This is a genomic window from Streptomyces sp. NPDC031497, assembly GCF_055580905.1.
Genome location: NZ_JBVIKO010000038.1, coordinates 65,976 through 86,699, shown reverse-complemented (window position 1 = coordinate 86,699; position 20,724 = coordinate 65,976). Strand labels below are relative to the sequence as shown.

Sequence of the window (20,724 nt, the reverse complement as noted above, 5' to 3'; positions counted from 1 at the left end):
GCCGGTGGTGGAACCACTCGGGGTGCTTCTCCACCCAGGGGTGGTCGGGGGAGCACTGCAGCGCGAAGTCGAGGGCGATCTCCAGGCCGTGCCGGGCGGCCTCGGCCACGAACCACCGGAAGTCCTCCAGGGTCCCCAGGTCCGGATGGACGGCGTCGTGCCCGCCCTCCGGGGAGCCGATCGCCCAGGGCACGCCCACGTCCTCGGGACCGGCGCTCAGGGTGTTGTTGGGGCCTTTGCGGAAGGTGGTGCCGATGGGGTGGATGGGCGGGAGGTAGACGACGTCGAAGCCCATCTCCGCGATCGCGGGCAGCCGCCGGGCCGCTGTCCGGAACGTGCCGTGCGGCCGCTCGGGGGTGCCCTCGGAGCGCGGGAAGAACTCGTACCAGGAGCCGTACAGGGCCCGCTCGCGCTCGACCAGCAGCGGCAACGGCTCGGAGCGGGTGACCAGTTCCCTGAGCGGATACCGGGTGAGGATCTTGTCGACCTCGGGCGTGAGGGCGGCGGCCAGCCGCCAGGGGGCGGGCCGTTCCTCGTCGCGCAGGGCGGCCGCGGCGGCCAGCAGGACCTCCCGCTTCCTGGACTTCGGGACACCGGCGGCGGCCCGTTCGTACAGCCGTGCGCCCTCCTCCAGGACCAGATCGGTGTCGATGCCCGCCGGGATCTTGATCTGGGCGTGGTGGCGCCAGGTGGTGACCGGATCTCCCCAGGCCTCGACCTGATAGGTCCAACGGCCCGGCTTTCCGTCGGCGGTGACGGTGGCGCCCCAGCGGTCGCTGCCGGGGGCCAGCTCCCGCATCGGGGTCCAGGGACCCGGGCGGCCCCTGGGGTCCTTCAGTACGACATTGGCGGCGACGGCGTCATGGCCCTCGCGGAAGACGGTGGCGGTGACCTCGAACGACTCCCCGGTCACCGCCTTGGCGGGCCGGCGCCCCTGTTGGACCAGGGGACGGACGTCGAGGACGGGTATGCGGCCGACGGCGGTGGCCTCGTCCGCGGGGGGTGTGGCACGAGGTGACGTGCGCTGAGTCGGAGGTGCTGACGACTGGTGCGTGGCGGGCATGACCGCTCCTGTCCGCGGCAACGTGGGTGTGGGCGGATGGATGGTGGCGAGACGGGTCCTGCGGCTGTATCCGAGGGCGTACTTGAGGGTCTACCTGTGCGGGGTATCAGCGCTGTGTCCATGGGGTGTACCGGAGGAGCCTTCCCACCCTATTCGGGTGGGCAATCCGGCACTTTGTTAACTACTCAGCCGTATGTCTACACACAAGACCGGCCCCGTTCTGTACGAGCGGGACCGGTGGCGTGTTCGCACAGGAGAAAACGCTTTACGCTTTCGGCACCCGGAGGAGTCGGTTGGGCGACCCGAGCCCCGCATCGGTCACCTTCCCGCTCGCCGCCCCCGCAATCAGGGCTTTGGCGACCTGGGCCGGGGTGGCCTTCGGGTGACCGGCGAGATAGAGCGCGGCGGCGCCCGCCACGTGCGGTGACGCCATCGACGTACCCGAGTGGGTCGCCTTGCCGGTGTCGCTCGTGTACGAGTCCGAGGTGATCGCCACGCCCGGGGCGAACAGGTCGACGGCCGCACCGTAGTTGGAGAAACCCGCGCGGGCGTCGTCGCGGTCGGTGGCACCGACGGTGAGGGCCTGCGGTACGTCGGCCGGTGAGTAGCGGCCGGCCGGCCGGGCGTCGTTGCCGGCCGCGACCGTGTACGTCACCCCGGACCTGATCGAGTCGCGTACCGCGGCGTCGAGCTGGGCGTTGTGCGCACCGCCCAGGCTGAGGTTGGCCACCGCAGGCTTGCGGGCGTGTGCGGTGACCCAGTCGATACCGGCGATGACCTGGGCGGTGGTGCCCGACCCCGTGTCGTCCATGACCCGTACGGAGACGACCTTCGCCTTCTTGGCGACGCCGTACCGGGCCCCGGCGATGGTCCCGGCGACATGTGTCCCGTGGCCGTTGCCGTCGCCGGCGGATCTGTCGTTCCCGACGAAGTCCCAGCCGTAGGCCGCCCGGCCGCCGAAGTCGCGGTTGGTGATCCGGATGCCGGTGTCGATCACGTAGACGGTGACGCCCGCGCCCCCCGACCCCGGCCAGGTGTACGCCTTGTCGAGCGGCAGACCCGCCTGGTCGACGCGGTCCAGGCCCCAGGACGGCGGGTTCGTCTGGGTGCGGTCGAGCCGTATCCGGCTGTCCTGGACGACGGAGGCGACCCGTGGGTCCGCGGCGAGTCGCCGCGCCTGTCTGGCGCTTGCCTGGACGGCATATCCGTTCAGCACGCTGTCGTAAGTATGGCTTATTTTCGCCCCATAGCGGGTGGCGATGCCCTTCCCGGCCGCCGACCCGCCCTTGATCCCCTCTTCGAGCGTCACCAGATAGCTTCCGCCGACCGAGCCAGGTCGGCCGGCGCCGAATACGGTCCCCTCCGGGACGGCGTGCGCGGGCAGGGTGGCCGATGACAGCACCGCGGCCGTGACGGCCGCGGTCAAGCCCCCCGCCAGACGCGGACGCCGGTTGATCGTCCGTGACATGGCTGTGAGTTCCCCCTCCTCAGCTCAAGGGGGCAGCGTCTCGTGCGGGGCCGGGTCCCACAAGGTGGCGTGACGCATCTCGGTCCGCCCACCGGAGGACGAAGCCGGGATCCGGTGCGGAGCTCCGACAACGGCCCCCTCGACACCGGTACCGTCTGAGGGACGCCGAGCCGCACACCGCCGTACGGCTCTCACCACGAACGCGTGGAGTGGAATGTGAAGGCGATCCGTCGGTTCACCGTCCGTCCCGTTCTCCCCGACCCCCTCCGCCCCCTCAGCGACCTGGCCCGAAATCTGCGCTGGTCCTGGCACACCGAGACCCGTGACCTCTTCCAGGCCGTCGACCCCGAGCGCTGGGCCGCCTCGGAGGGCGACCCGGTGCGGCTGCTCGGCAGCGTGCCGCCGGCGCGGCTCGCCGAGCTGGCCGGTGACCGCCGGTTCCTGCGCCGGCTGGCGGCGGCCGCCGACGACCTGGGCGACTACATGACCGGCGACCGCTGGTACCAGTCCCGGCCGCGGGACGCCGAACTCCCGGCCGCCGTCGCCTACTTCTCGCCCGAGTTCGGCATCACGGCCGCCCTGCCGCAGTACTCCGGCGGTCTCGGCATCCTGGCCGGCGACCACCTCAAGTCGGCCAGCGACCTCGGCGTACCGCTGATCGGCGTCGGCCTCCTGTACCGGCACGGGTACTTCCGGCAGACCCTGTCCCGGGACGGCTGGCAACAGGAGCACTATCCCGTCCTCGACCCGAACGAACTCCCGGTGGTGCCCCTGAAGGACGCCGACGGCACCCCGGCACACGTCTCCCTCGCCCTGCCCGGCGGCCGGCTGCTGCGCGCCCGGATCTGGCTGGCCCAGGTGGGCCGGGTGCCGCTGCTGATGCTGGACTCCGACGTGGAGGAGAACGACCTCGGCGAACGCGGGGTCACCGACCGGCTCTACGGCGGCGGCAGCGAACACCGGCTGCTCCAGGAGATGCTGCTCGGGATAGGGGGTGTGCGCGCCGTACGGACCTACTGCCGGCTGACCGGCCACCCCGAGCCGGAGGTCTTCCACACCAACGAGGGGCACGCCGGCTTCCTGGGTCTGGAGCGGATCGCCGAGCTGTGTGCCCACGGGCTGGACTTCGACTCCGCGCTGGAGGCGGTGCGCGCCGGCACCGTCTTCACCACCCACACCCCCGTCCCCGCCGGCATCGACCGCTTCGACCGGGAGCTGGTCGCCCACCACTTCGGCCCCGACGCCGAACTGCCCGGGATCGGGGTGGAGCACATCCTGCGCCTGGGGATGGAGACCTACCCCGGCGGCGAACCCAACCTCTTCAACATGGCCGTGATGGGGCTGCGGCTCGCCCAGCGCGCCAACGGGGTCTCGCTGCTGCACGGCAACGTCAGCCGGGAGATGTTCTCCGGGCTGTGGCCGGGATTCGACGCCGACGAGGTGCCGATCACCTCCGTGACCAACGGGGTGCACGCCCCTACCTGGGTGGCCCCCGAGGTGGTCCGGCTGGGCGCCCGGCAGCTCGGCGACCGCCGTACCGAGGAGGCGCTGACCGTCGGCGGCACCGAGCGCTGGGACGCGGTCGCCGACGTCACCGACCAGGAGATCTGGGACCTGCGCCGGAACCTGCGGGAGCAGCTGGTCCTCGAGGTGCGGGAGCGGCTGCGGGCGTCCTGGCGGCAGCGGGGTGCCGGGACGGCCGAGCTGGGCTGGATCGACCACGCCCTCGACCCCGACGTCCTGACCATCGGATTCGCCCGGCGCGTCCCGTCGTACAAGCGGCTCACGCTCATGCTGCGCGACCGCGACCGGCTGATGGACCTGCTGCTGCACTCCGAGCGGCCGATCCAGGTCGTGGTGGCCGGAAAGGCGCACCCGGCGGACGACGGCGGCAAGCGGCTGGTCCAGGAGCTGGTCAGGTTCGCCGACGATCCGCGCGTCCGGCACCGGATCGTCTTCCTGCCCGACTACGGCATGGCGATGGCGCAGAAGCTGCTGCCCGGCTGCGACATCTGGCTGAACAACCCGCTGCGCCCGCTGGAGGCGTGCGGAACCAGCGGGATGAAGTCGGCGCTCAACGGCGGCCTCAACCTCTCGGTCCTGGACGGCTGGTGGGACGAGTGGTTCCAGCCGGACTTCGGCTGGGCGATCCCGACCGCCGACGGCGCCGGCACGGATGCGGAGCGCCGGGACGACATCGAGGCGGCCGCCCTCTACGACCTCCTCGAACAGCGGATCACCCCCCGCTTCTACGAGCGCGGCCAGACCGGGTTCCCCGACCGCTGGATCGAGATGGTCCGCCAGACGCTCACCCTGCTGGGCCCGAAGGTGCTGGCGGGCCGCATGGTCCGCGAGTACGTGGAGCGCCTCTACACTCCCGCGGCGCACGCCCACCGCTCGATGACCGCGGACACGGCCCGTGAACTGTCCGCCTGGAAGGGCAGGGTGCGGGCCGCCTGGCACGGTGTCTCGGTGGACCACGTCGAGGCGGCCACCGCCACGGCCTCCGCCGAACTGGGCACCACCCTCGCCCTGCGCGTCCGCGTCCGCCTCGGCGACCTCACCCCCGACGACGTGGAGGTCCAGGCGGTCTCCGGCCGGGTCGACCCGGAGGACCGCATCACGGACGCGACGACGGTCCCCCTGAAACCGACGGGAGGCCCGGACCTGGAGGGCCACTGGACCTACGAGGGCCCCCTGGCCCTGGACCGCACGGGCCCCTACGGCTACACGGTCCGCATCCTCCCGGCCCACCGGCTGCTGGCGTCCGGCGCCGAGCTGGGACTGGTGGTGGTCCCTGCGGAGGGGACGGTGACGGGGGCCGGGGTCCTGATGCGCTGACCACGTGGAACCCGACGCGCCAAGGGCGGGCTTGCCTGCCCTTGGCGGTCGGATTACTCGTCGATGACGAAGGGCACGGCGGACGACGATCCCCGGCGCGTCCGGCTGAACCGGGCGCGGGACCAGGCGGCCGACGACCTGTATTCGACAAATACGCACCGGTCTCCGGCAAGCCTCGCGCCATCTGGGGCAGCGGTCGGCAAGAAGGTTGCGGACGGTCAGACGGAGAGGGGCGTCCTGAATCTCGGAGACAGTGACGTCGATGTCGGAGTGCTGCGGAAGCAGTTTCAGGACTGGCCTATGGGCGGCCTGAAAGAGGTCCTGGTCGTTGACCGTGCCGGGAACGTGGTCCACTTCTGTCCGTAGGACGCGAAGGTAGCGAACAGTATGGCAATCGATTTCGACCTTGATGTGGCGACGGGGTCGTCGCCGATCGAGGTCGCGACCTGGCTTGCCGAAATCGGCAGGGACATCGGCGTGTTCGACGCGTCGTTCACGGCCGAGCGACTGTTGGACAAGGAGGTGTTTCTTTACACCTCTCGTGGCCTGTGGGTTCGCGTGCTGGAATCGGACCGGCTGTCCCCCTGGGATCCTGTCGTCACCGAACTCGGTTTCACGCCCACCGTCTCCGTGGCCTTCCGTATGGGGAAAGGAGCGGACGTGGGCCTCCAGCAGACCGACATGGTCGGGCTGGTGGCGCGACTGCTGGAGCGCGTCGAGGGCGACGCGGTTCTGCACTTCCAGTACGAGGTGATCTGGCTGCTTCGCCAGAACGGCGAACTCAGCCTCAACGAACGGGACGACCTCTGGCCACCGCAGCGGCTGGCCCTGATGACGCAGCCCTACCGGCGGGAAACCCACAGCATGGACTCGGAGTGAGTCAGCACATGCGAGTCCGGTTTCACCGGTTTCACGCGACCGATATGCCAGGGCGCAATATCTGGTGCCCGAGTGCCGAGGCCGCCCAGGCCTTCGTGGGGACCACCGAGGTCTTCTCCCAGGTTTTCGGTGTCACCTCAGGCATCGCCGACCCCGTCGACGGAGTCTGCCTCATCGACTTCCGGCCCTTCGGCGCACTCTGCGCCGCGGCCGTCGGCCGGTTCGGCAACGCCCGTGAGGGAATCCTGCGTTCCCTGTCCCTCGGCTTCATCGCGACCGCACTGGTTCTCATCGACCGCGCCGGACACCCGGCCCCCGCGTGGCCCGGGCCGGTTCAGGAACGGGCATGGACGGTGCTGCGCGACCAGCATGCCCGGGCCATGCCCGTCTGACCGTCAGAAATCGGGCTCCGCATCCGCGCACAGCTTCCTCAGCACCGCCCCGCACCTGCGCGCATACGCGTGCTGCAACCCCCGGGTCGCCGCGCCGCCCGCGCGGGCGTACCACTTGGCGGCCTTGCTGAAGGCCGCGACCGTCAGCCAGACCGTGCCGTCGCCGGTGCGGGTGACCAGGAAGGCCTCCTCGCCGCATTCGGGGTGGCCGGTGAGGGTGCCGTAGGCCCAGCCGGCCCGGCGGGACTCCTCGACCGTCCAGACTATGCGGCAGGGGGCCTTGATGAGGCCGCCGAGGGTGACGGTGACGTCGACGCCGGGGGCCGCGCGGTCGGCGGAGGCCTCGATGCCGACGCCCAGGGCGCGGTGGAGTTCCCAGGTGAGGACCGCCTCGGCGGACTTGTGGAAGACCTCCGCGCCCTCGCCTATGCGCGTGCGCACATGGAGCGGGTGGAAGCCGGGCGGGCAGGCGGCGAGGTCCTCGCGGGTCGCGCCGACAGCCTCGTACGTGAAGGACATGGGAGAGAGCGTAGGGCGGGCCCCCGGGACGTCTGCTCCCCGGGGGCCCGCCCACACCGCTCGGTACGGGGTCAGCTGACGTTGACCGCCGTCCAGGCCGCCGCCACCGCGTTGTACTCGGTGGAGCCGGAGCCGTACAGCGCGGCCGCCGCCGAGAGGGTGCCGGTGCGCGCCGACTTGTAGTTGGTGGTCGACGTGAAGTACGTCGTCAGCGCCTTGTACCAGATCTGCAGCGCCTTGTCCCGGCCGATGCCGGTGACCGTGGAGCCGTTGTAGGTCGGGGAGTTGTAGCTGACGCCGTTGATCGTCTTCGCGCCGCTGCCCTCGGACAGCAGGTAGAAGAAGTGGTTGGCGACGCCCGACGAGTAGTGCACGTCGAGGTTGCCGACCGAGGAGGACCAGTAGTTGGCGGAGCCGCCGTCCTTGCTGGGCTGGTCCATGTAGCGCAGCGGGGTGCCGTCGCCGTTGATGTTGATCTTCTCGCCGATGAGGTAGTCGCCGACGTCGGAGGAGTTGGCCGCGTAGAACTCGACACCGGTGCCGAAGATGTCGGAGGTCGCCTCGTTCAGGCCGCCGGACTCGCCCGAGTAGTTGAGACCCGCGGTGTTGGAGGTGACACCGTGGCTCATCTCGTGGCCGGCCACGTCCAGCGAGGTCAGCGGGTGGGTGTTGCTGGAGCCGTCACCGTAGGTCATGCAGAAGCAGCTGTCGTCCCAGAACGCGTTCACGTACGAGCTGCCGTAGTGGACGCGGGAGTAGGCGCCGACACCGTTGTTCTTGATGCCGCTGCGACCGAAGGTGGCCTTGTAGAAGTCCCACGTCTCCTGGGCGCCGTAGGCGGCGTCCGCGGCGGCGGTCACGTCGGTGGTGGAGCTGGAGGCGGTACCGGTGCCCCACGTGTTGGTGGTGTTGGTGAACAGGGTGCCGGTGCCGGACGTCCCGTGCTTCAGGTTGTACGTCTTGTGGCTGCCGCGCGAGGCGTCGGTCAGCGAGTACGTCGTGCCCGACAGGGTGGTGGTGAGGCTGACGGTGCCCGAGTACAGGGTCTTGCCGGTGCCGGTGGCGTTCTCGATGCCCTGGTACTCGAAGAGCTTCTTGCCGGTGGCGGCGTCGGTGATGACGTGCAGCTGGTTGGGGGTGCCGTCGTCCTGGAAGCCGCCGACGATCGTCTCGTAGGCGAGGACGGGGGTGCCGTTGCCGGCCCAGATGACCTTGCGGGCGCCGTCGGCCGCCGACTTGCTGGAGCCCAGCGACTTGGCGACGGTGAGCGCGGACTTCTCCGCCTTGGCGGTGCTGATCTGCGGCTTGAGGGAGGCCACCTTGATGGCCGTCTTCGTCGCCTTGGTGACGCCCTCGGTCTTGCCGGCCTTGGAGGTGTGCACGACCAGGTCGCCGCCGAGGACCGGGAGGCCCGCGTAGGTGCGCTCGTAGCGCGTGTGGACGGTACCGTCGGCGTCCTTCACGACGTCCTTGACGACCAGCTTCTCCTTGGTGCCGAGGCCTATCTGCTGCGCGGTCTCGGTGACGTCCGCCTGCGCCTTCTGGATGAGGGCGGTGCGGGCGGAGTTGGAGAGCAGGGTGGGGGCGGCGGCCAGCTGCTTGTCGGCGGCCGTGGCGTTCGCGGTCATACCCGTGGTGAGCAGGGCGCCGGCGGCGACAGCGGTGGCGATGGCCAGAGTGGTGCGCTTGTGACGCGCGTAGAGGGGGCTCACTCAAGCTCCTTCAGGATGTGGGGAGTCCGGGCCATGTGGGGTTACCGGCCCGGCTGTGGGGTTGTGAAGTTGCTGTGCTGTGCGACGGGTGAGGGAAGAGTGACATCAAGGTCGCGTACATGTCAGGACCCTGAAGTGATGTTGGCCGAAAAGTAGGTGTTCGGTGAACGTTGCGGGAATGTAAAACGGGCGCCGCCCGGGGGGAGTCGAACCCCCGGACGGTGCCCGTCGCTCACGCCCGTGTCCTGCGGTTTACGGGAAGGTCAGCTTCCAGCTGTTGATCGTGCCGACGTCCTGTGCGGCCTGGTCCTGGACCTTCAGCTTCCAGGTTCCATTGGCCGATTCCGACGAGGCGTTCACCGTGTAGGTGTCCGTCACATTGTCCGCGGAGTCGGAGGAGCTGAAGGCCTTCAGGCGGTACGACGTCCCGGACGGACCGACGAGGTCGATCACCAGGTCACCACGCCAGGTGTGGCTGATATTCGGCGTTACCTGGAGGTTGCTCGGCGCGTTCCCGGTCCGGCCGGAGACGGTGATCGACGAGGTGACCGCGGGCCCGTTGTCCGGGATCGACACCGGGGTGGTGCTCTCGTACGAGGTGCCCGTACCGCCGCCACCGCCCGAGCGGGAGCCGACCGCGACGGCCGCCCAGGCGTCCTGCACCGCCTTGTACTCGGTGCTCGTGGTGCCGTACAGCTCACCCGCCGCCGCGAGGGTGCCGGTGCGGGCCGCCGCGTAGTTGGTGGTCGAGGTGAACTTGGTGGTGAGCGCGCGGTACCAGATCTGCAGCGCCTTGTCCCGGCCGATGCCGGTGACCGGAAGGCCGTCCTTGGTGGGCGAATTGTAGCTGACGCCGTTGATGACCTTGGCGCCGCTGCCCTCGCTCAGCAGGTAGAAGAAGTGGTTCGCCACGCCGGACGAGTAGTGCACGTCGAGGCCGCCGACCGACGAGGACCAGTAGTCGGCCGAACCGCCGTCCTTGCTCGGCTTGTCCATGTAGCGCAGCGGGGTGCCGTCGCCGTTGATGTCGATCTTCTCGCCGATGAGGTAGTCGCCGACGTCGGAGGAGTTGGCCGCGTAGAACTCCACGCCGGTGCCGAAGATGTCCGAGGTGGCCTCGTTCAGGCCGCCGGACTCACCGCTGTAGTTGAGGCCCGCGGTGTTGGAGGTGACACCGTGGCTCATCTCGTGGCCGGCCACGTCGAGGGCGGTCAGCGGGTCCGCGTTGCCGGAGCCGTCGCCGTACGTCATGCAGAAGCAGCCGTCGTCCCAGAACGCGTTCACGTACGAGTTGCCGTAGTGGACGCGGGAGTAGGCGCCGACGCCGTTGTTCTTGATGCCGCTGCGACCGAAGGTGTTCTTGTAGAAGTCCCAGGTCTCCGCGGCCCCGTAGTGCGCGTCGGCGCCCGCGGTGGCGGCGTTCGACGTGGTGCCGTTGCCCCAGGTGTTGCTCGACTGCGAGAACAGCGTGCCGGTGCCCGACGTGCCGTGGTTCAGGTTGTACGTCTTGTGGCCGCCGCGGTCGCCGTCGGTCAGGTTGTACGTCGAACCCGACTGGGTCGTCGTCAGCGAGACCGTGCCGCTGTACTGGGTGTTGCCGGTGCCGGTGGCGTTCTCGATGCCCTGGTACTCGAAGAGCTTCTTGCCGGTGGCGGCGTCGGTGATGACGTGCAGCTGGTTGGGGGTGCCGTCGTCCTGGAAGCCGCCGACGATCGTCTCGTAGGCGAGGACGGGGGTGCCGTTGCCGGCCCAGATGACCTTGCGGGCGCCGTCGGCGGCCGACTTGGTGGAGCCGAGGGTCCTGGCGCGGGCGACGGCCTGCTTCTCGGCACTGGCCGCGCTGACGGCCGGGGTGAGGTCGGCGACCTTGAGCGTGGCGTTGTTCGCCTTGATGACACGCTCGGTGGCGCCCGACTTGGCGGTGTCGACGACCAGGTCGCCGCCGAGGACCGGGAGGCCCGCGTAGGTGCGCTCGTAGCGGGTGTGCACGGTGCCGTCGGCGTCCTTCAGAACGTCCTTGACGACCAGCTTCTCCTTGGCGCCGAGGCCTATCGACCTGGCGGTGGCGGCCTTCTCGGCGGTCGCGTCACGCAGCAGCTCCGCGCGCTGCGAGGGCGAGAGCTTGACGGCGGCGTGCGCCGGGTTGATCCGGCCGGCCTGCGGTGCGGCCGGGGTGGCGCTGGCGGCGCCCGACTGGACGGCGGCGGCGATCAGGGCGGTGACGCCCGCGAGGGCCACTACTGCGGTGCGGTGGGGGGTGCGTCTGCGAGAGGAACTGCTTCTCAACACTGACTCCTTCTGCGTGGCCGCGGATCACACGGCCAGGGGAGATCCGGAGGGCGGGTGGGCCGTCCGGGCAGAACATGCGGAACAGGCGGAACGCGGAACCACGTGCGCGGTGCAGTGCCGGACCCGGCAGCGACGAGGTGATTCTGTGGGGTTGCTGTGAGTCGGCCGTGGGAAGAGTGGCACCAGAAAACGCGATCTGTCAGGACCGCGTCAGGAATTTGGCCGGAAATAGTTCGTTGACCGGATGTTCATGTTCGGTATGCGGATCGTTCGGCGAGCGGGCGGATCTCAGGGAGTCCTGTCGCCGTGCCAGGTCGCCCACAGCGCCGCGTACGCCCCGCCCGCCGCCACCAGCTCCTCGTGGGTGCCGAGTTCGGTGAGCAGACCGTCCTCCATCACGGCGACCCGGTCCGCGTCGTGCGCGGTGTGCAGCCGGTGGGCGATGGCGATGACCGTACGGCCCTCCAGGACGGCGGCCAGGGCGCGTTCGGCGTGCCGGGCGGTAGCGGGGTCGAGCAGCGCCGTCGCCTCGTCCAGGATCAGCGTGTGCGGGTCCGCGAGGACCACCCGGGCGAGCGCGAGTTGCTGCGCCTGGGAGCCGTCCGTGCCGCAACCGCCCGTGCCGAGCAGGGTGTCGAGGCCGCCGGGGAGGCCGCGGACCCAGCCGTCGGCGCCCACGGTCGTCAGCGCCGTCCACAGGTCCGCGTCGCTCGCGGTGGGCTCGGCGATCAGCAGGTTGTCCCGGACCGTACCGAGGAAGACATGGTGTTCCTGGGTGACCAGGACGACCTGGCGGCGCAGCAGCTCAGGTGCCAGCCCGGCGATCGCCACCCCGCCCACGGTCACCGTGCCCGACCCGGGCGCGTCGACGCCCGCCAGCAGCCGGCTCAGTGTCGTCTTCCCGGCGCCGGACGGCCCGACCACCGCGAGCCGCTCCCCGGGCCGCACCGTGAGATCCACCCCGCGCAGCACCTCGCCGCCGCGCTCATAGGCGTACCGCACCCCGCGCACATCGATCCGGTCGTCCGCCGGAGCCGCCGCCCCGCCGTCCGCCTCCGTCCGCGGAGCCTGCGCCAGCCCCTCCACCCGGGCGAACGAGGCGCTGCTGGACTGGAGTTGCTCCACCCGCATCAGAATCTGGTCCAGCGGCTCCGTGAACTGCCTCAGATACAGCGCCGCCGCCACCACCACGCCGACCCCGACATGGAGCAGTCCGCCGACCAGCAGCACCCCGGCCACCGGCAGGGTGTACGACACCTCGACCGCCGGGAAGAACACGGTCCGCAGGTACAGCGTGTAGAAGCGGGTCTTCCGATTGGCCTCCAGGGCGTCCCGGCTCGCGGCGGTCCGCCGTTCCTGGAGCCGGAAGGCCTCCACCGTGCGTGCGCCCGCCACCGTCGCCGTGACGATCTCCGCGACCCCGGAGGTCGTCGCGCCCTCCGCGAGATAGCCGTCCCGGGCCCGGCGCAGATACCAGCGCAGGGCGAACCAGATCGGGGTCAGCCCGAGCACCCCGAACGCACCCAGCATCGGATCCAGTGCGAAGACCGCGGCCATCACGAACAGCGCCTGCACCGAGCAGACCAGCAGCTCGGGTCCGATGTCCCGTAGCGTGGTGCCGACGGCGGTCACGTCGGAGGTGCCGCGCGCGGTCAGATCCCCGGTGCCGGCCCGCTCCACGACCGAAGCGGGCAGCGTGAGCGCCCGGTCCACGAACTCCTCGCGCACCCGGGCCAGGGTCCGCTCGCCGAAGCGGTGGCCGACGTAGCGGGCGGAGCGGGCGAACAGCAGCTGGGCGAGTGAACAGAGCAGGATCCACAGGGCGAGGCGGTCCACGGCGCCGACACCGCGGCCGGCCCGCACCGCGTCCACGATCCGGCCCACCAGCCAGGGGCCGGCCAGGCCGGTGCCGGCGGCGAGCGCGTTCAGCAGCAGGGCGGCGGAGAAGGCCCCGCGGTCGGCCCGCACCAGGCGGACGACGGCCCGGCGTACCTCGGCGCGTCCGGCGACGGGAAGCTGACTCGTCGTCACCGTACGACCTCCTCCTCCGTGTCCCGGGCCACCAGGGCGCGGTAGCCGGGCGCGTACTCCAGCAGGCCCTCGTGGGTGCCGGTCGCCGCGACCTTGCCGTCGACCAGGTAGATCACCTCGTCGGCGCGGGCCAGCATCAGGGGGGAGGTGGTGGTGAGGAGGGTGGTGCGGCCGGCGCGGGCGGTGCGGAGGCGCTCCGCTACGAGGGACTCCGTGTGGGCGTCGAGGGCGGAGGTGGGCTCCACGGCGAGGAGGACCTCGGGGTCGGTGAGGAGGGCGCGGGCCAGGCGGATGCGTTGGCGTTGGCCGCCGGAGAGGTTGCGGGCCTGGGCGTCGATGGGGGAGTCGAGGCCGGCGGGGAGGGCCTGGAGGATGTCGGTGGCTGCGGCTGCGTGGAGGGCTTCGGTGGTTCGCGCGTCAGAGGGTGCGTCCGAGGGTTCAGCGGCGGGTGCGGGTGAGTGGGGGCTGGTCGCGCCCTCGCGGCGGAGCCGCATAGTGTCTCGCCCCGCGCCCCTGTGGGGCGCCTCGTGGCTGGCGTCCTGAGGTACTTCGGCGGGTGTGTGGGGGCTGGTCGCGCCCTCGCGGCGGCAGCCGCCCATTCGATACGGCCCCGCGCCCCTCAGGGCGTTGCGCAGGCTGTCGGCGAAGAAGTGGGCATCGTTGTCGGCCACCAGGATGCGGGACCGGACCTCCCGTAGGGGTACGGCGTCCAGGCGGGTCTCTCCCCATGTCACGTTCGACGGCGTGTAGCGGCCCAAGCGGTCCACCACGGCCCCCGTTTCCGTCACGCTCGCGCCCACCAGTGCCGTCAGCCGGCCCGGGCGCACCCGTACCCCCGACTCCGGGTCGTGCAGGGCCGCTGGTTCGGCCGGGGCCCGCTCCGTGCCCTCGTCCGGTTCCGGGGCCAGGTGAAGCAGTCGTACCACCCTGCGGGCGGCCACCACGCCCCGGCTGAGCTGGTAGCCCATGTCCAGGAAGAACGCCACCGGGCCCACCAGGACCGCGACATAGCCGTACACCGACACCAGCTGGCCCACCGTGATCTCCCCGCGGGCGGCCATCCGGGCCGCGATCCAGGTCACCACCGCCAGGTACACCGTGGGCAGGCCGACGCCCAGGGCCTGGACCCAGCTGGCGACCGAGCCCACCCGGTAGCCCTGCACGCGCAGGTGCTGCGAGTCCTTGCGGAAGGCGTCCGCGAACAGGCCCTTGCCGCCGAGGCCGTTGAGGACGCGGAGGCCGCCCGCGAGGTCGCCGATACGGGCCGTGAGGACGCCCTGGCGTTCCCGGTACTCGGTCTCCCGGCCCTGGAGCCGCCGGGCCAGCGGGCCCGCGAGCAGCGCCACCACCGGCACCCCGAGCAGGACCACGCCGGTCAGCAGGGGCGAGATCGTCACCAGCAGGCCCGCCACCACCCCGTACACCACGACCGCGCCCACCCCGGGGCCGACGACGGTCAGCGCCTGGGCGATGGTGTGCACGTCGCCGACGCCGATCGTGACGACCTCACCGGCTCCCACCCGCCGGGGCAGCGCGGCACCGAGCCGTACCGCGTGCCCGACGACCACCTTGATCGTGCGGAAGTACGCGTCCATGCGCACCCGGGTCATCGTGCGGTGGCGCATGATGCTGACCCACGCGTTGACCGCCCCGAGGACGAAGATCGCCGCCGTCCAGCCGGCCAGCACCGCCATGCGCCCCGGTACCAGCCCGTCGTCCACGGCCCGCGCCATCAGGTACGGCGTTCCGGCCATCAGCGTCAGCCAGGCACTGCCCAGCAGCGCCCCGGCCAGCGAGCGGCCCGGCTGGCGGTGCACCAGCCACCACAGGTAGTACCAGCCACCGCGTGTGTCGGGCGTGCCCGGATCCTCGTACGCGTCGATCACCCTGCGAACCCCGTTCTCTCCGCTACGCCAGACTGTCCCGCCACGCCCGGTGCAGATCCGCGAACCGGCCGGTGCCCGCGACGAGTTCGGCCGGGCGGCCGTCCTCGACGATCCGGCCGTGCTCCATCACCAGCACCCGGTCGGCGATCTCCACGGTGGACAGCCGGTGCGCGATCACCACGGCCGTACGGCCCTTCAGCACCGTCGACATGGCCCGTTGCACGGCCCGTTCACCGGGGACGTCCAGGGAACTGGTCGCCTCGTCGAGGATCAGCACCGCCGGGTCGGCGAGCAAGGCGCGTGCGAACGCGACCAGTTGGCGCTGCCCCGCCGAAATGCGCCCGCCGCGCTTGCGGACGTCCGTGTCGTAGCCGTCGGGCAGGGCCGCGATGAACTCGTGCGCACCGATCGCCTTGGCCGCCTGCTCGATCTCCTCGCGAGTGGCGTCCGGCCGGCCGATGGCGATGTTCTCGGCGACCGTGCCGGAGAACAGGAACGCCTCCTGGGTGACCATCACCACCCCGCGCCGCAGCGCGGGCACGGTCAGTTCGCGCAGGTCCACGCCGTCCAGGAGGACCTGTCCCTCGGTCGGGTCGTAGAAGCGGGCGAGCAGTTTGGCGAGGGTCGACTTGCCGGCGCCGGTGGTGCCGACCACCGCGACCGTCTGGCCGGCCGGGAGGGTGAGGTCGAAGCGGGGCAGCACCTCGCCGCCGGTCCGGTAGGCGAAGCGGACGCCGTCGAAGACGACCTCGCGGCCGGGCAGGTCGCCCTCCAGGGGCGGGAGTTCCGCGGGAACCGAGGGCTCCGGCACCGACGGGGTCTGGGCCAGCAGGCCCGCGATCTTCTCCAGCGAGGCGGCCGCCGACTGGTAGGAGTTGAGGAACATGCCGAGGCGGTCGATGGGGTCGTACAGCCGGCGCAGATACAGGACGGCCGCGGCCAGGACGCCCAGCTCCAGCGAGCCGGACGCCACCCGGTAGGCACCCCACAGCACGATCACCGCGACCGAGGTGTTGGCGACCAGCCGGGAGCCGACGACGTACCGCGCCATTTCGAGGAGCGCGTCGCCGTTGGTGCGTTCGTGGCGGCGGTTGAGCACGGCGAACTCGGCGTCGTTGGCGGCCTCCCGGCGGAACGCGCGCACCGGGCGGATGCCGTTCATCGTCTCCACGAACTTCACGATCACCGTGGCGATCGCCGTGGACCGCGCCTTGTACACCCGTACCGCCCGCCGCTGGTACAGCCGCACCAGCAGGTACAGCGGCACGAACGAGGCCACGGCCACCGCGCCCAGGCCCATATCCAGCCAGAGCAGCATCGCCGAGATGTAGAGGAAGGAGAGGATGACCGTGACCAGTTCCTGGAGGCCCTCGCTCAGCAGCTCGCGCAGCGACTCGACGTCCGTGGTGGAGCGGGAGATCAGCCGGCCGGACGTGTAGCGCTCGTGGAAGTCGATGCTGAGGGCCTGTGCGTGGCGGAAGATACGGCCGCGCAGGTCGAGCAGCACGTCCTGGTTGACCCGCGCGGAGGCCTCGATGAACGCGTACTGGAGGCCGCCGGAGAGCAGGGCGCTGAGGCCGTAGCCGACCGCCACCGCGATCAGCGGGCCGTGGTCGTGGTGGCGGAACGCCGGTACGGCACGGTCGATGGCGTACGCCACCAGCAGCGGGCCCGCCTGCACGGCCGCCTGCTGGAGCAGCAGGAGCAGCGTGGTCACGGCGACCCGCGCCTTCATCGGGGCGAGGAGCGAGCGCAGGAGAGCGGCCGTGGCGCCGGGCGGGACGGGCAGGACGTCCCGGTCGAAGGGGTCGCCGCCGGCGGCATCGGCCGCACCGGCGGCGTCGGCCTGCTGCGGGCGGGGGAGTTCGTCGTCCTCGTCGGGGGCGGGCAGGGAGGTGGCGGCGGTCATCGGCGGTGATCCTCCCCGGACATCAGACGGACGTACTCGGCGTTGCTGCCGAGCAGTTCCTGGTGGGTACCGACGGCGGTGACACGGCCGTCGGAGAGCAGGGCGACGCGGTCGGCGAGCAGGACGGTGGACGGGCGGTGGGCGACGATCAGTGCGGTGGTGTCGGCGAGTACGTCGCGCAGGGCGGCCTCCACGGCGGCCTCCGTGTGGACGTCCAGGGCGGAGAGCGGGTCGTCGAGGACGAGGAAGCGGGGCCGGCCGACGACCGCCCGCGCGAGCGCGAGGCGCTGGCGCTGGCCGCCGGAGAGGCTGAGGCCCTGCTCGCCGACCTGGGTCGCGGTGCCCTGGGGGAGGGCGTGCACGAAGTCCGCCTGTGCGACGGCGAGGGCGCGGGAAAGCTCCGGCTCCCCGGCGCCCTCGCCGGCTCCCATGAGCACGTTCTCGCCGACGGAGGCGGAGAAGAGGGTGGGCTCCTCGAAGGCCACGGCGACCAGGGCGCGAAGTTCCTCGCGGGGCATGGCGGTGATGTCCCGGCCGTCGAGGGTGATCCGTCCGGAGGTCGTCTCGTGCAGGCGGGGGATGAGGGCGGTGAGGGTGGTCTTCCCGCTGCCGGTGGCACCGACGAGGGCCATGGACTCGCCGGAGCGGATGTGCAGGTCGATGTGGGTGAGGGTGGGGGATGAGTCGGGGGGCGCGTCCGGGTAGCGGAACTGCACGTTCTCGAAGCGGATGCCGTCGGATTGGGGGCCGTTGTCGGGTGCGGCGCCGTCGTGGCTGGTCGCGCCGTTCCCCGCGCCCCTTACGGGGCGCTGTTCGACCGCCGGTTGGAGTGCGCCGGGGAACGGCGTGCTCAGCCCCGACGCACCCGCAGCCGAAGACGAATCGGCGTCCTCCCGCAACGCGTCCCGTACCTCGAAGTACCGTTCGGTGGCCGTGGCCGCTTCCTGGCTCATCGCCAGCAGGAAGCCGATCGACTCCACCGGCCAGCGCAGCGCCAGTGCCGTCGACAGGAACGCCACCAGCGTCCCCGTGCTCAAGTCGCCCTCGGCGACCTGGATCGCCCCCCACAGCAGCGCCGCCCCGATGGCCGCCTCCGGGAGGGTCACGATGACGCCCCAGATCGTCGCCAGCATCCGCGCCTTGCGCAGCTCCGTGCCCCGCAGGGTCCGTACCAGCTCGCGGAACGCGCGCGCCTGGCTGCGGTGCCGGCCGAACCCCTTGATGATGCGGATGCCGAGCACGCTCTCCTCGACCACCGTCGTCAGGTCGCCCACCTGGTCCTGGGCGAGCCGGGCCACCGCCGCGTACCGGTTCTCGAAGATCACGCACGTCCAGATCACGGGGATCGTGGGGACGAGGATGACCAGGCCCAGCGTCCAGTCCTGGAGCAGCATGATGATCACGCCGACGAGGATGGTCACCCCGTTGACCAGCAGGAAGGTCAGCGGAAAGGCGAGGAACATGCGGAGCAGCATCAGGTCGGTGGTGGCCCGGGAGAGCAGCTGGCCGGAGGCCCAGCGGTCGTGGAAGGCGACCGGCAGGCGCTGCAGATGGCCGTAGAGGTCTGCCCGCATCCCCGCCTCGACGTGCGAGAGAGGTCTGGCCACCAGCCAGCGCCGCAGTCCGAAGAGCAGCGCTTCGGCGATCCCGAGCAGCAGCAGGTACAGCGCGCCGAGCCAGACCCCGCCGGGGTCGCGGTCGGACACCGGGCCGTCCACCATCCACTTGAGGACGAGCGGAATGACGAGCCCCGTACAGGAGGCGATCACCGCGACGAACACGGCGACGGACAGCCGCGCCCGCACCGGCCGTACGTACGGCCACAGGCGCAGCAGGGTACGGACGGCCGACCGGTCCTTGGTGGTTGCACGTTTCGCAGGCATCAGGGGCGAGCCTACGGACCGGCACTGACAACGCCTACCGAGTTTTGGCCGGACCGGAATCCGCCGGTGGTCCTACGACCTGGGGGAATGTTCGAGGGGTCGGACAAACGGATACGCCGCATCAGCCGATCGGTCGATGCCGGTTCCAGCGGGGCGGGCGATGCGGCGGACCGGGCCCGGACGGGACCCTCGGTCCATGCCATCCGTCATCGAAGTGACAGACCTGCGGAAGTCGTACGGCGGCCGGACCGTCGTGGACGGGGTGAGTCTCGCCGTCGAGGAAGGGGAGATCTTCGGGATCCTCGGGCCGAACGGCGCCGGCAAGACCACCACCGTGGAATGCGTGGAGGGGCTGCGGGTGCCCGACGGCGGGCGCGTCCGGGTCACCGGCCTCGATCCCGTCGCCGACCACGAGAAGGCCGCCCGCGTCCTGGGCGCCCAGCTCCAGCAGAGCGAACTCCAGCTCAAGCTCACCGTCCGCGAGGCCCTCGAAATGTACGCCTCCTTCTATCCGAACCCGCTCGACTGGGCGCCGCTCGCCGAGCGCCTCGGGCTCACCGGCAAGCTCGCCATCCGGTTCGGCAAGCTCTCCGGCGGGCAGCGGCAACGCCTGTTCATCGCGCTGGCGTTGATCGGGAACCCCCGGGTCGTGGCGCTCGACGAACTGACCACCGGGCTCGATCCGCGGGCCCGGCGGGACACCTGGGAGCTGATCGAGGACGTCCGGGACCGCGGCGTCACCGTCCTCCTCGTCACCCACTTCATGGAGGAGGCACAGCGGCTGTGCGACCGGATCGCGGTGATCGACAAGGGGCGGGTGGCCGCCCTGGACACCCCGGCCGGACTGATCCGCCGTTCCGCCGGCGCCACCGTCATCAGCTTCACCCCGTCGGCGCCGCTGGACGACCAGGACCTGGCCGCGCTCCCGGCCCTCGCCTCGATCGAACGCAAGGACGGCCGGGTCACCCTCTCCGGCACCGACGAGACCGTCAACGCGGTCATCACCCTGCTCGCCCGGCACCGCATCACCGCCCATCAGCTCCGGGTCGTGGATGCGACCCTCGACGACGCGTTCCTGGACCTGACGAAGGAGGAAGCAGCATGAACACCGCCGTCCTGCGCACCGAGTTCCGGCTGTTCCGCCGCGAACCCGGCGCCGTCTTCTGGGTCTTCCTGTTCCCGACGCTGCTGCTGGTGATCCTCGGCTCGATCCCCTCGTTCCGGGAGGCCGACAAGTCCCTGGGCGGGCTGCGGCCGATCGACGCCTACGTGCCCGTCGCCGTACTGATCGCCCTGATCATGTCCGGGGTGCAGATCCTGCCCCAGGCGCTCACCGGCTACCGGGAGCGGGGCATCCTGCGCCGCATGCGGCTCACCCCCGTACAGCCCTCCGCGCTGCTGTCCGCGCAGATGGTGGTGCAGGGCACGGTCGCGCTGGGCTCGGCGCTGCTCGCGCTCCTCGTCGGCAGGACCGCCTTCGACGTACGACTGCCGAAGCAGCCGGGCGGGTACCTGCTGGCGCTGCTGCTCGCGGCCGCGGCCGCCCTCGCCCTCGGCTCCGTCGTCTCGGCGCTGTCCCGCACCACGAAGATCGCGGGCGCGATCGGCTCGGCGGTGTTCTTCCCCATGATGTTCTGCGCGGGTGTGTGGCTCCCGGTGCGGGAGATGCCGCACGCCATGGCCCGGGTGGTGCAGCTGACCCCGTTCGGGGCGGCGGCCCGCGCCCTGGACCAGGCCGCCGCCGGCCACTGGCCCGGCTGGGAGCACCTGGGCGTGCTCGCCCTCTGGGCGGTGCTGCTGACGGCCGCCGCGGCGCGCTGGTTCCGCTGGGAGTAGGCGGCCGGCCGTGCAG

The 20,724-nt window shown here is 71.3% G+C and carries 15 protein-coding genes; 6 read left to right on the top strand and 9 right to left on the bottom strand.

Annotated elements, in window-relative coordinates; genetic code table 11:
• Together ACZ5K7_RS44565 and ACZ5K7_RS44560 are read right to left on the bottom strand one after the other, a co-directional pair.
• Positions 1–1,063: maltotransferase domain-containing protein (locus ACZ5K7_RS44565; protein ID WP_468923568.1), on the bottom strand; the 1,063-nt coding region annotated here is incomplete at its 3' end.
• Positions 1,064–1,328: 265 nt separating this feature from the next.
• A complete protein-coding gene (locus ACZ5K7_RS44560; RefSeq protein ID WP_468923564.1) occupies positions 1,329–2,531 on the bottom strand; it encodes a S8 family peptidase in 1,203 nt (400 codons plus the stop codon).
• A 216-nt stretch (positions 2,532–2,747) separates the two neighbouring features.
• On the opposite strand from ACZ5K7_RS44560, the gene ACZ5K7_RS44555 reads away from it, so the two are divergent.
• From ACZ5K7_RS44555 to ACZ5K7_RS44540, 4 genes are all read left to right on the top strand, one after another.
• On the top strand, positions 2,748–5,372 hold the full coding sequence (locus ACZ5K7_RS44555; protein ID WP_468923561.1) for a glycosyltransferase family 1 protein: 2,625 nt from the start codon (positions 2,748–2,750) through the stop codon (positions 5,370–5,372).
• Positions 5,373–5,435: 63 nt separating this feature from the next.
• Positions 5,436–5,738: a hypothetical protein gene (locus ACZ5K7_RS44550; RefSeq protein WP_468923558.1), complete on the top strand. Its 303-nt coding sequence runs from the start codon at positions 5,436–5,438 to the stop codon at positions 5,736–5,738.
• A 21-nt stretch (positions 5,739–5,759) separates the two neighbouring features.
• The gene (locus ACZ5K7_RS44545) at positions 5,760–6,251 is read left to right on the top strand and encodes a SitI3 family protein (RefSeq protein ID WP_351713059.1); all 492 of its coding nucleotides are present in this window, start codon (positions 5,760–5,762) and stop codon (positions 6,249–6,251) included.
• A 44-nt stretch (positions 6,252–6,295) separates the two neighbouring features.
• A complete protein-coding gene (locus tag ACZ5K7_RS44540) occupies positions 6,296–6,643 on the top strand; it encodes a DUF6086 family protein (protein ID WP_468923555.1) in 348 nt (115 codons plus the stop codon).
• 3 nt (positions 6,644–6,646) lie between these two features.
• Here ACZ5K7_RS44540 and ACZ5K7_RS44535 read toward each other — a convergent pair whose 3' ends face one another.
• The 7 genes from ACZ5K7_RS44535 to ACZ5K7_RS44505 all read right to left on the bottom strand — a co-directional run bounded on the left by ACZ5K7_RS44535 (position 6,647) and on the right by ACZ5K7_RS44505 (position 18,872).
• Entirely contained in the window at positions 6,647–7,162 is a 516-nt protein-coding gene (locus ACZ5K7_RS44535; protein WP_468923552.1) for a DUF1990 domain-containing protein, read from the bottom strand.
• A 71-nt stretch (positions 7,163–7,233) separates the two neighbouring features.
• On the bottom strand, positions 7,234–8,874 hold the full coding sequence (locus ACZ5K7_RS44530) for a M4 family metallopeptidase (RefSeq protein ID WP_468923550.1): 1,641 nt from the start codon (positions 8,872–8,874) through the stop codon (positions 7,234–7,236).
• Between the two features lie 252 nt (positions 8,875–9,126).
• On the bottom strand, positions 9,127–11,160 hold the full coding sequence (locus tag ACZ5K7_RS44525) for a M4 family metallopeptidase (protein WP_468923547.1): 2,034 nt from the start codon (positions 11,158–11,160) through the stop codon (positions 9,127–9,129).
• Positions 11,161–11,451: 291 nt separating this feature from the next.
• Positions 11,452–13,194: an ABC transporter ATP-binding protein gene (locus ACZ5K7_RS44520; RefSeq protein WP_468923544.1), complete on the bottom strand. Its 1,743-nt coding sequence runs from the start codon at positions 13,192–13,194 to the stop codon at positions 11,452–11,454.
• Positions 13,191–15,080 (bottom strand): ABC transporter transmembrane domain-containing protein, encoded by a 1,890-nt coding sequence (locus tag ACZ5K7_RS44515; RefSeq protein ID WP_468923541.1) that lies wholly within the window; start codon positions 15,078–15,080, stop codon positions 13,191–13,193. The genes ACZ5K7_RS44520 and ACZ5K7_RS44515 overlap by 4 nt, the downstream gene beginning before the upstream one ends.
• 22 nt (positions 15,081–15,102) lie before the next feature.
• The gene (locus ACZ5K7_RS44510; protein WP_468923539.1) at positions 15,103–16,989 is read right to left on the bottom strand and encodes an ABC transporter ATP-binding protein; all 1,887 of its coding nucleotides are present in this window, start codon (positions 16,987–16,989) and stop codon (positions 15,103–15,105) included.
• A complete protein-coding gene (locus ACZ5K7_RS44505) occupies positions 16,986–18,872 on the bottom strand; it encodes an ABC transporter ATP-binding protein (RefSeq protein ID WP_468923535.1) in 1,887 nt (628 codons plus the stop codon). Before ACZ5K7_RS44505 ends, ACZ5K7_RS44510 begins: the two co-directional genes overlap by 4 nt.
• Before the next feature lie 196 nt (positions 18,873–19,068).
• Between ACZ5K7_RS44505 and ACZ5K7_RS44500 the strand changes: the two genes are divergently transcribed.
• Entirely contained in the window at positions 19,069–19,977 is a 909-nt protein-coding gene (locus tag ACZ5K7_RS44500; protein ID WP_468923532.1) for an ABC transporter ATP-binding protein, read from the top strand.
• A complete protein-coding gene (locus tag ACZ5K7_RS44495) occupies positions 19,974–20,708 on the top strand; it encodes an ABC transporter permease (protein WP_351713080.1) in 735 nt (244 codons plus the stop codon). Before ACZ5K7_RS44500 ends, ACZ5K7_RS44495 begins: the two co-directional genes overlap by 4 nt.
• Positions 20,709–20,724: the final 16 nt, after the last annotated feature.

Coding starts and splice junctions, on each gene's coding strand:
- ACZ5K7_RS44560 (WP_468923564.1), bottom strand. CDS start 2,531: ATGTCACGGACGATCAACCGGCGTCCGCGTCTGGCGGGGGGCTTGACC.
- ACZ5K7_RS44550 (WP_468923558.1), top strand. CDS start 5,436: ATGACGAAGGGCACGGCGGACGACGATCCCCGGCGCGTCCGGCTGAAC.
- ACZ5K7_RS44545 (WP_351713059.1), top strand. CDS start 5,760: ATGGCAATCGATTTCGACCTTGATGTGGCGACGGGGTCGTCGCCGATC.
- ACZ5K7_RS44540 (WP_468923555.1), top strand. CDS start 6,296: ATGCCAGGGCGCAATATCTGGTGCCCGAGTGCCGAGGCCGCCCAGGCC.
- ACZ5K7_RS44535 (WP_468923552.1), bottom strand. CDS start 7,162: ATGTCCTTCACGTACGAGGCTGTCGGCGCGACCCGCGAGGACCTCGCC.
- ACZ5K7_RS44510 (WP_468923539.1), bottom strand. CDS start 16,989: ATGACCGCCGCCACCTCCCTGCCCGCCCCCGACGAGGACGACGAACTC.
- ACZ5K7_RS44505 (WP_468923535.1), bottom strand. CDS start 18,872: ATGCCTGCGAAACGTGCAACCACCAAGGACCGGTCGGCCGTCCGTACC.
- ACZ5K7_RS44500 (WP_468923532.1), top strand. CDS start 19,069: ATGCCATCCGTCATCGAAGTGACAGACCTGCGGAAGTCGTACGGCGGC.
- ACZ5K7_RS44495 (WP_351713080.1), top strand. CDS start 19,974: ATGAACACCGCCGTCCTGCGCACCGAGTTCCGGCTGTTCCGCCGCGAA.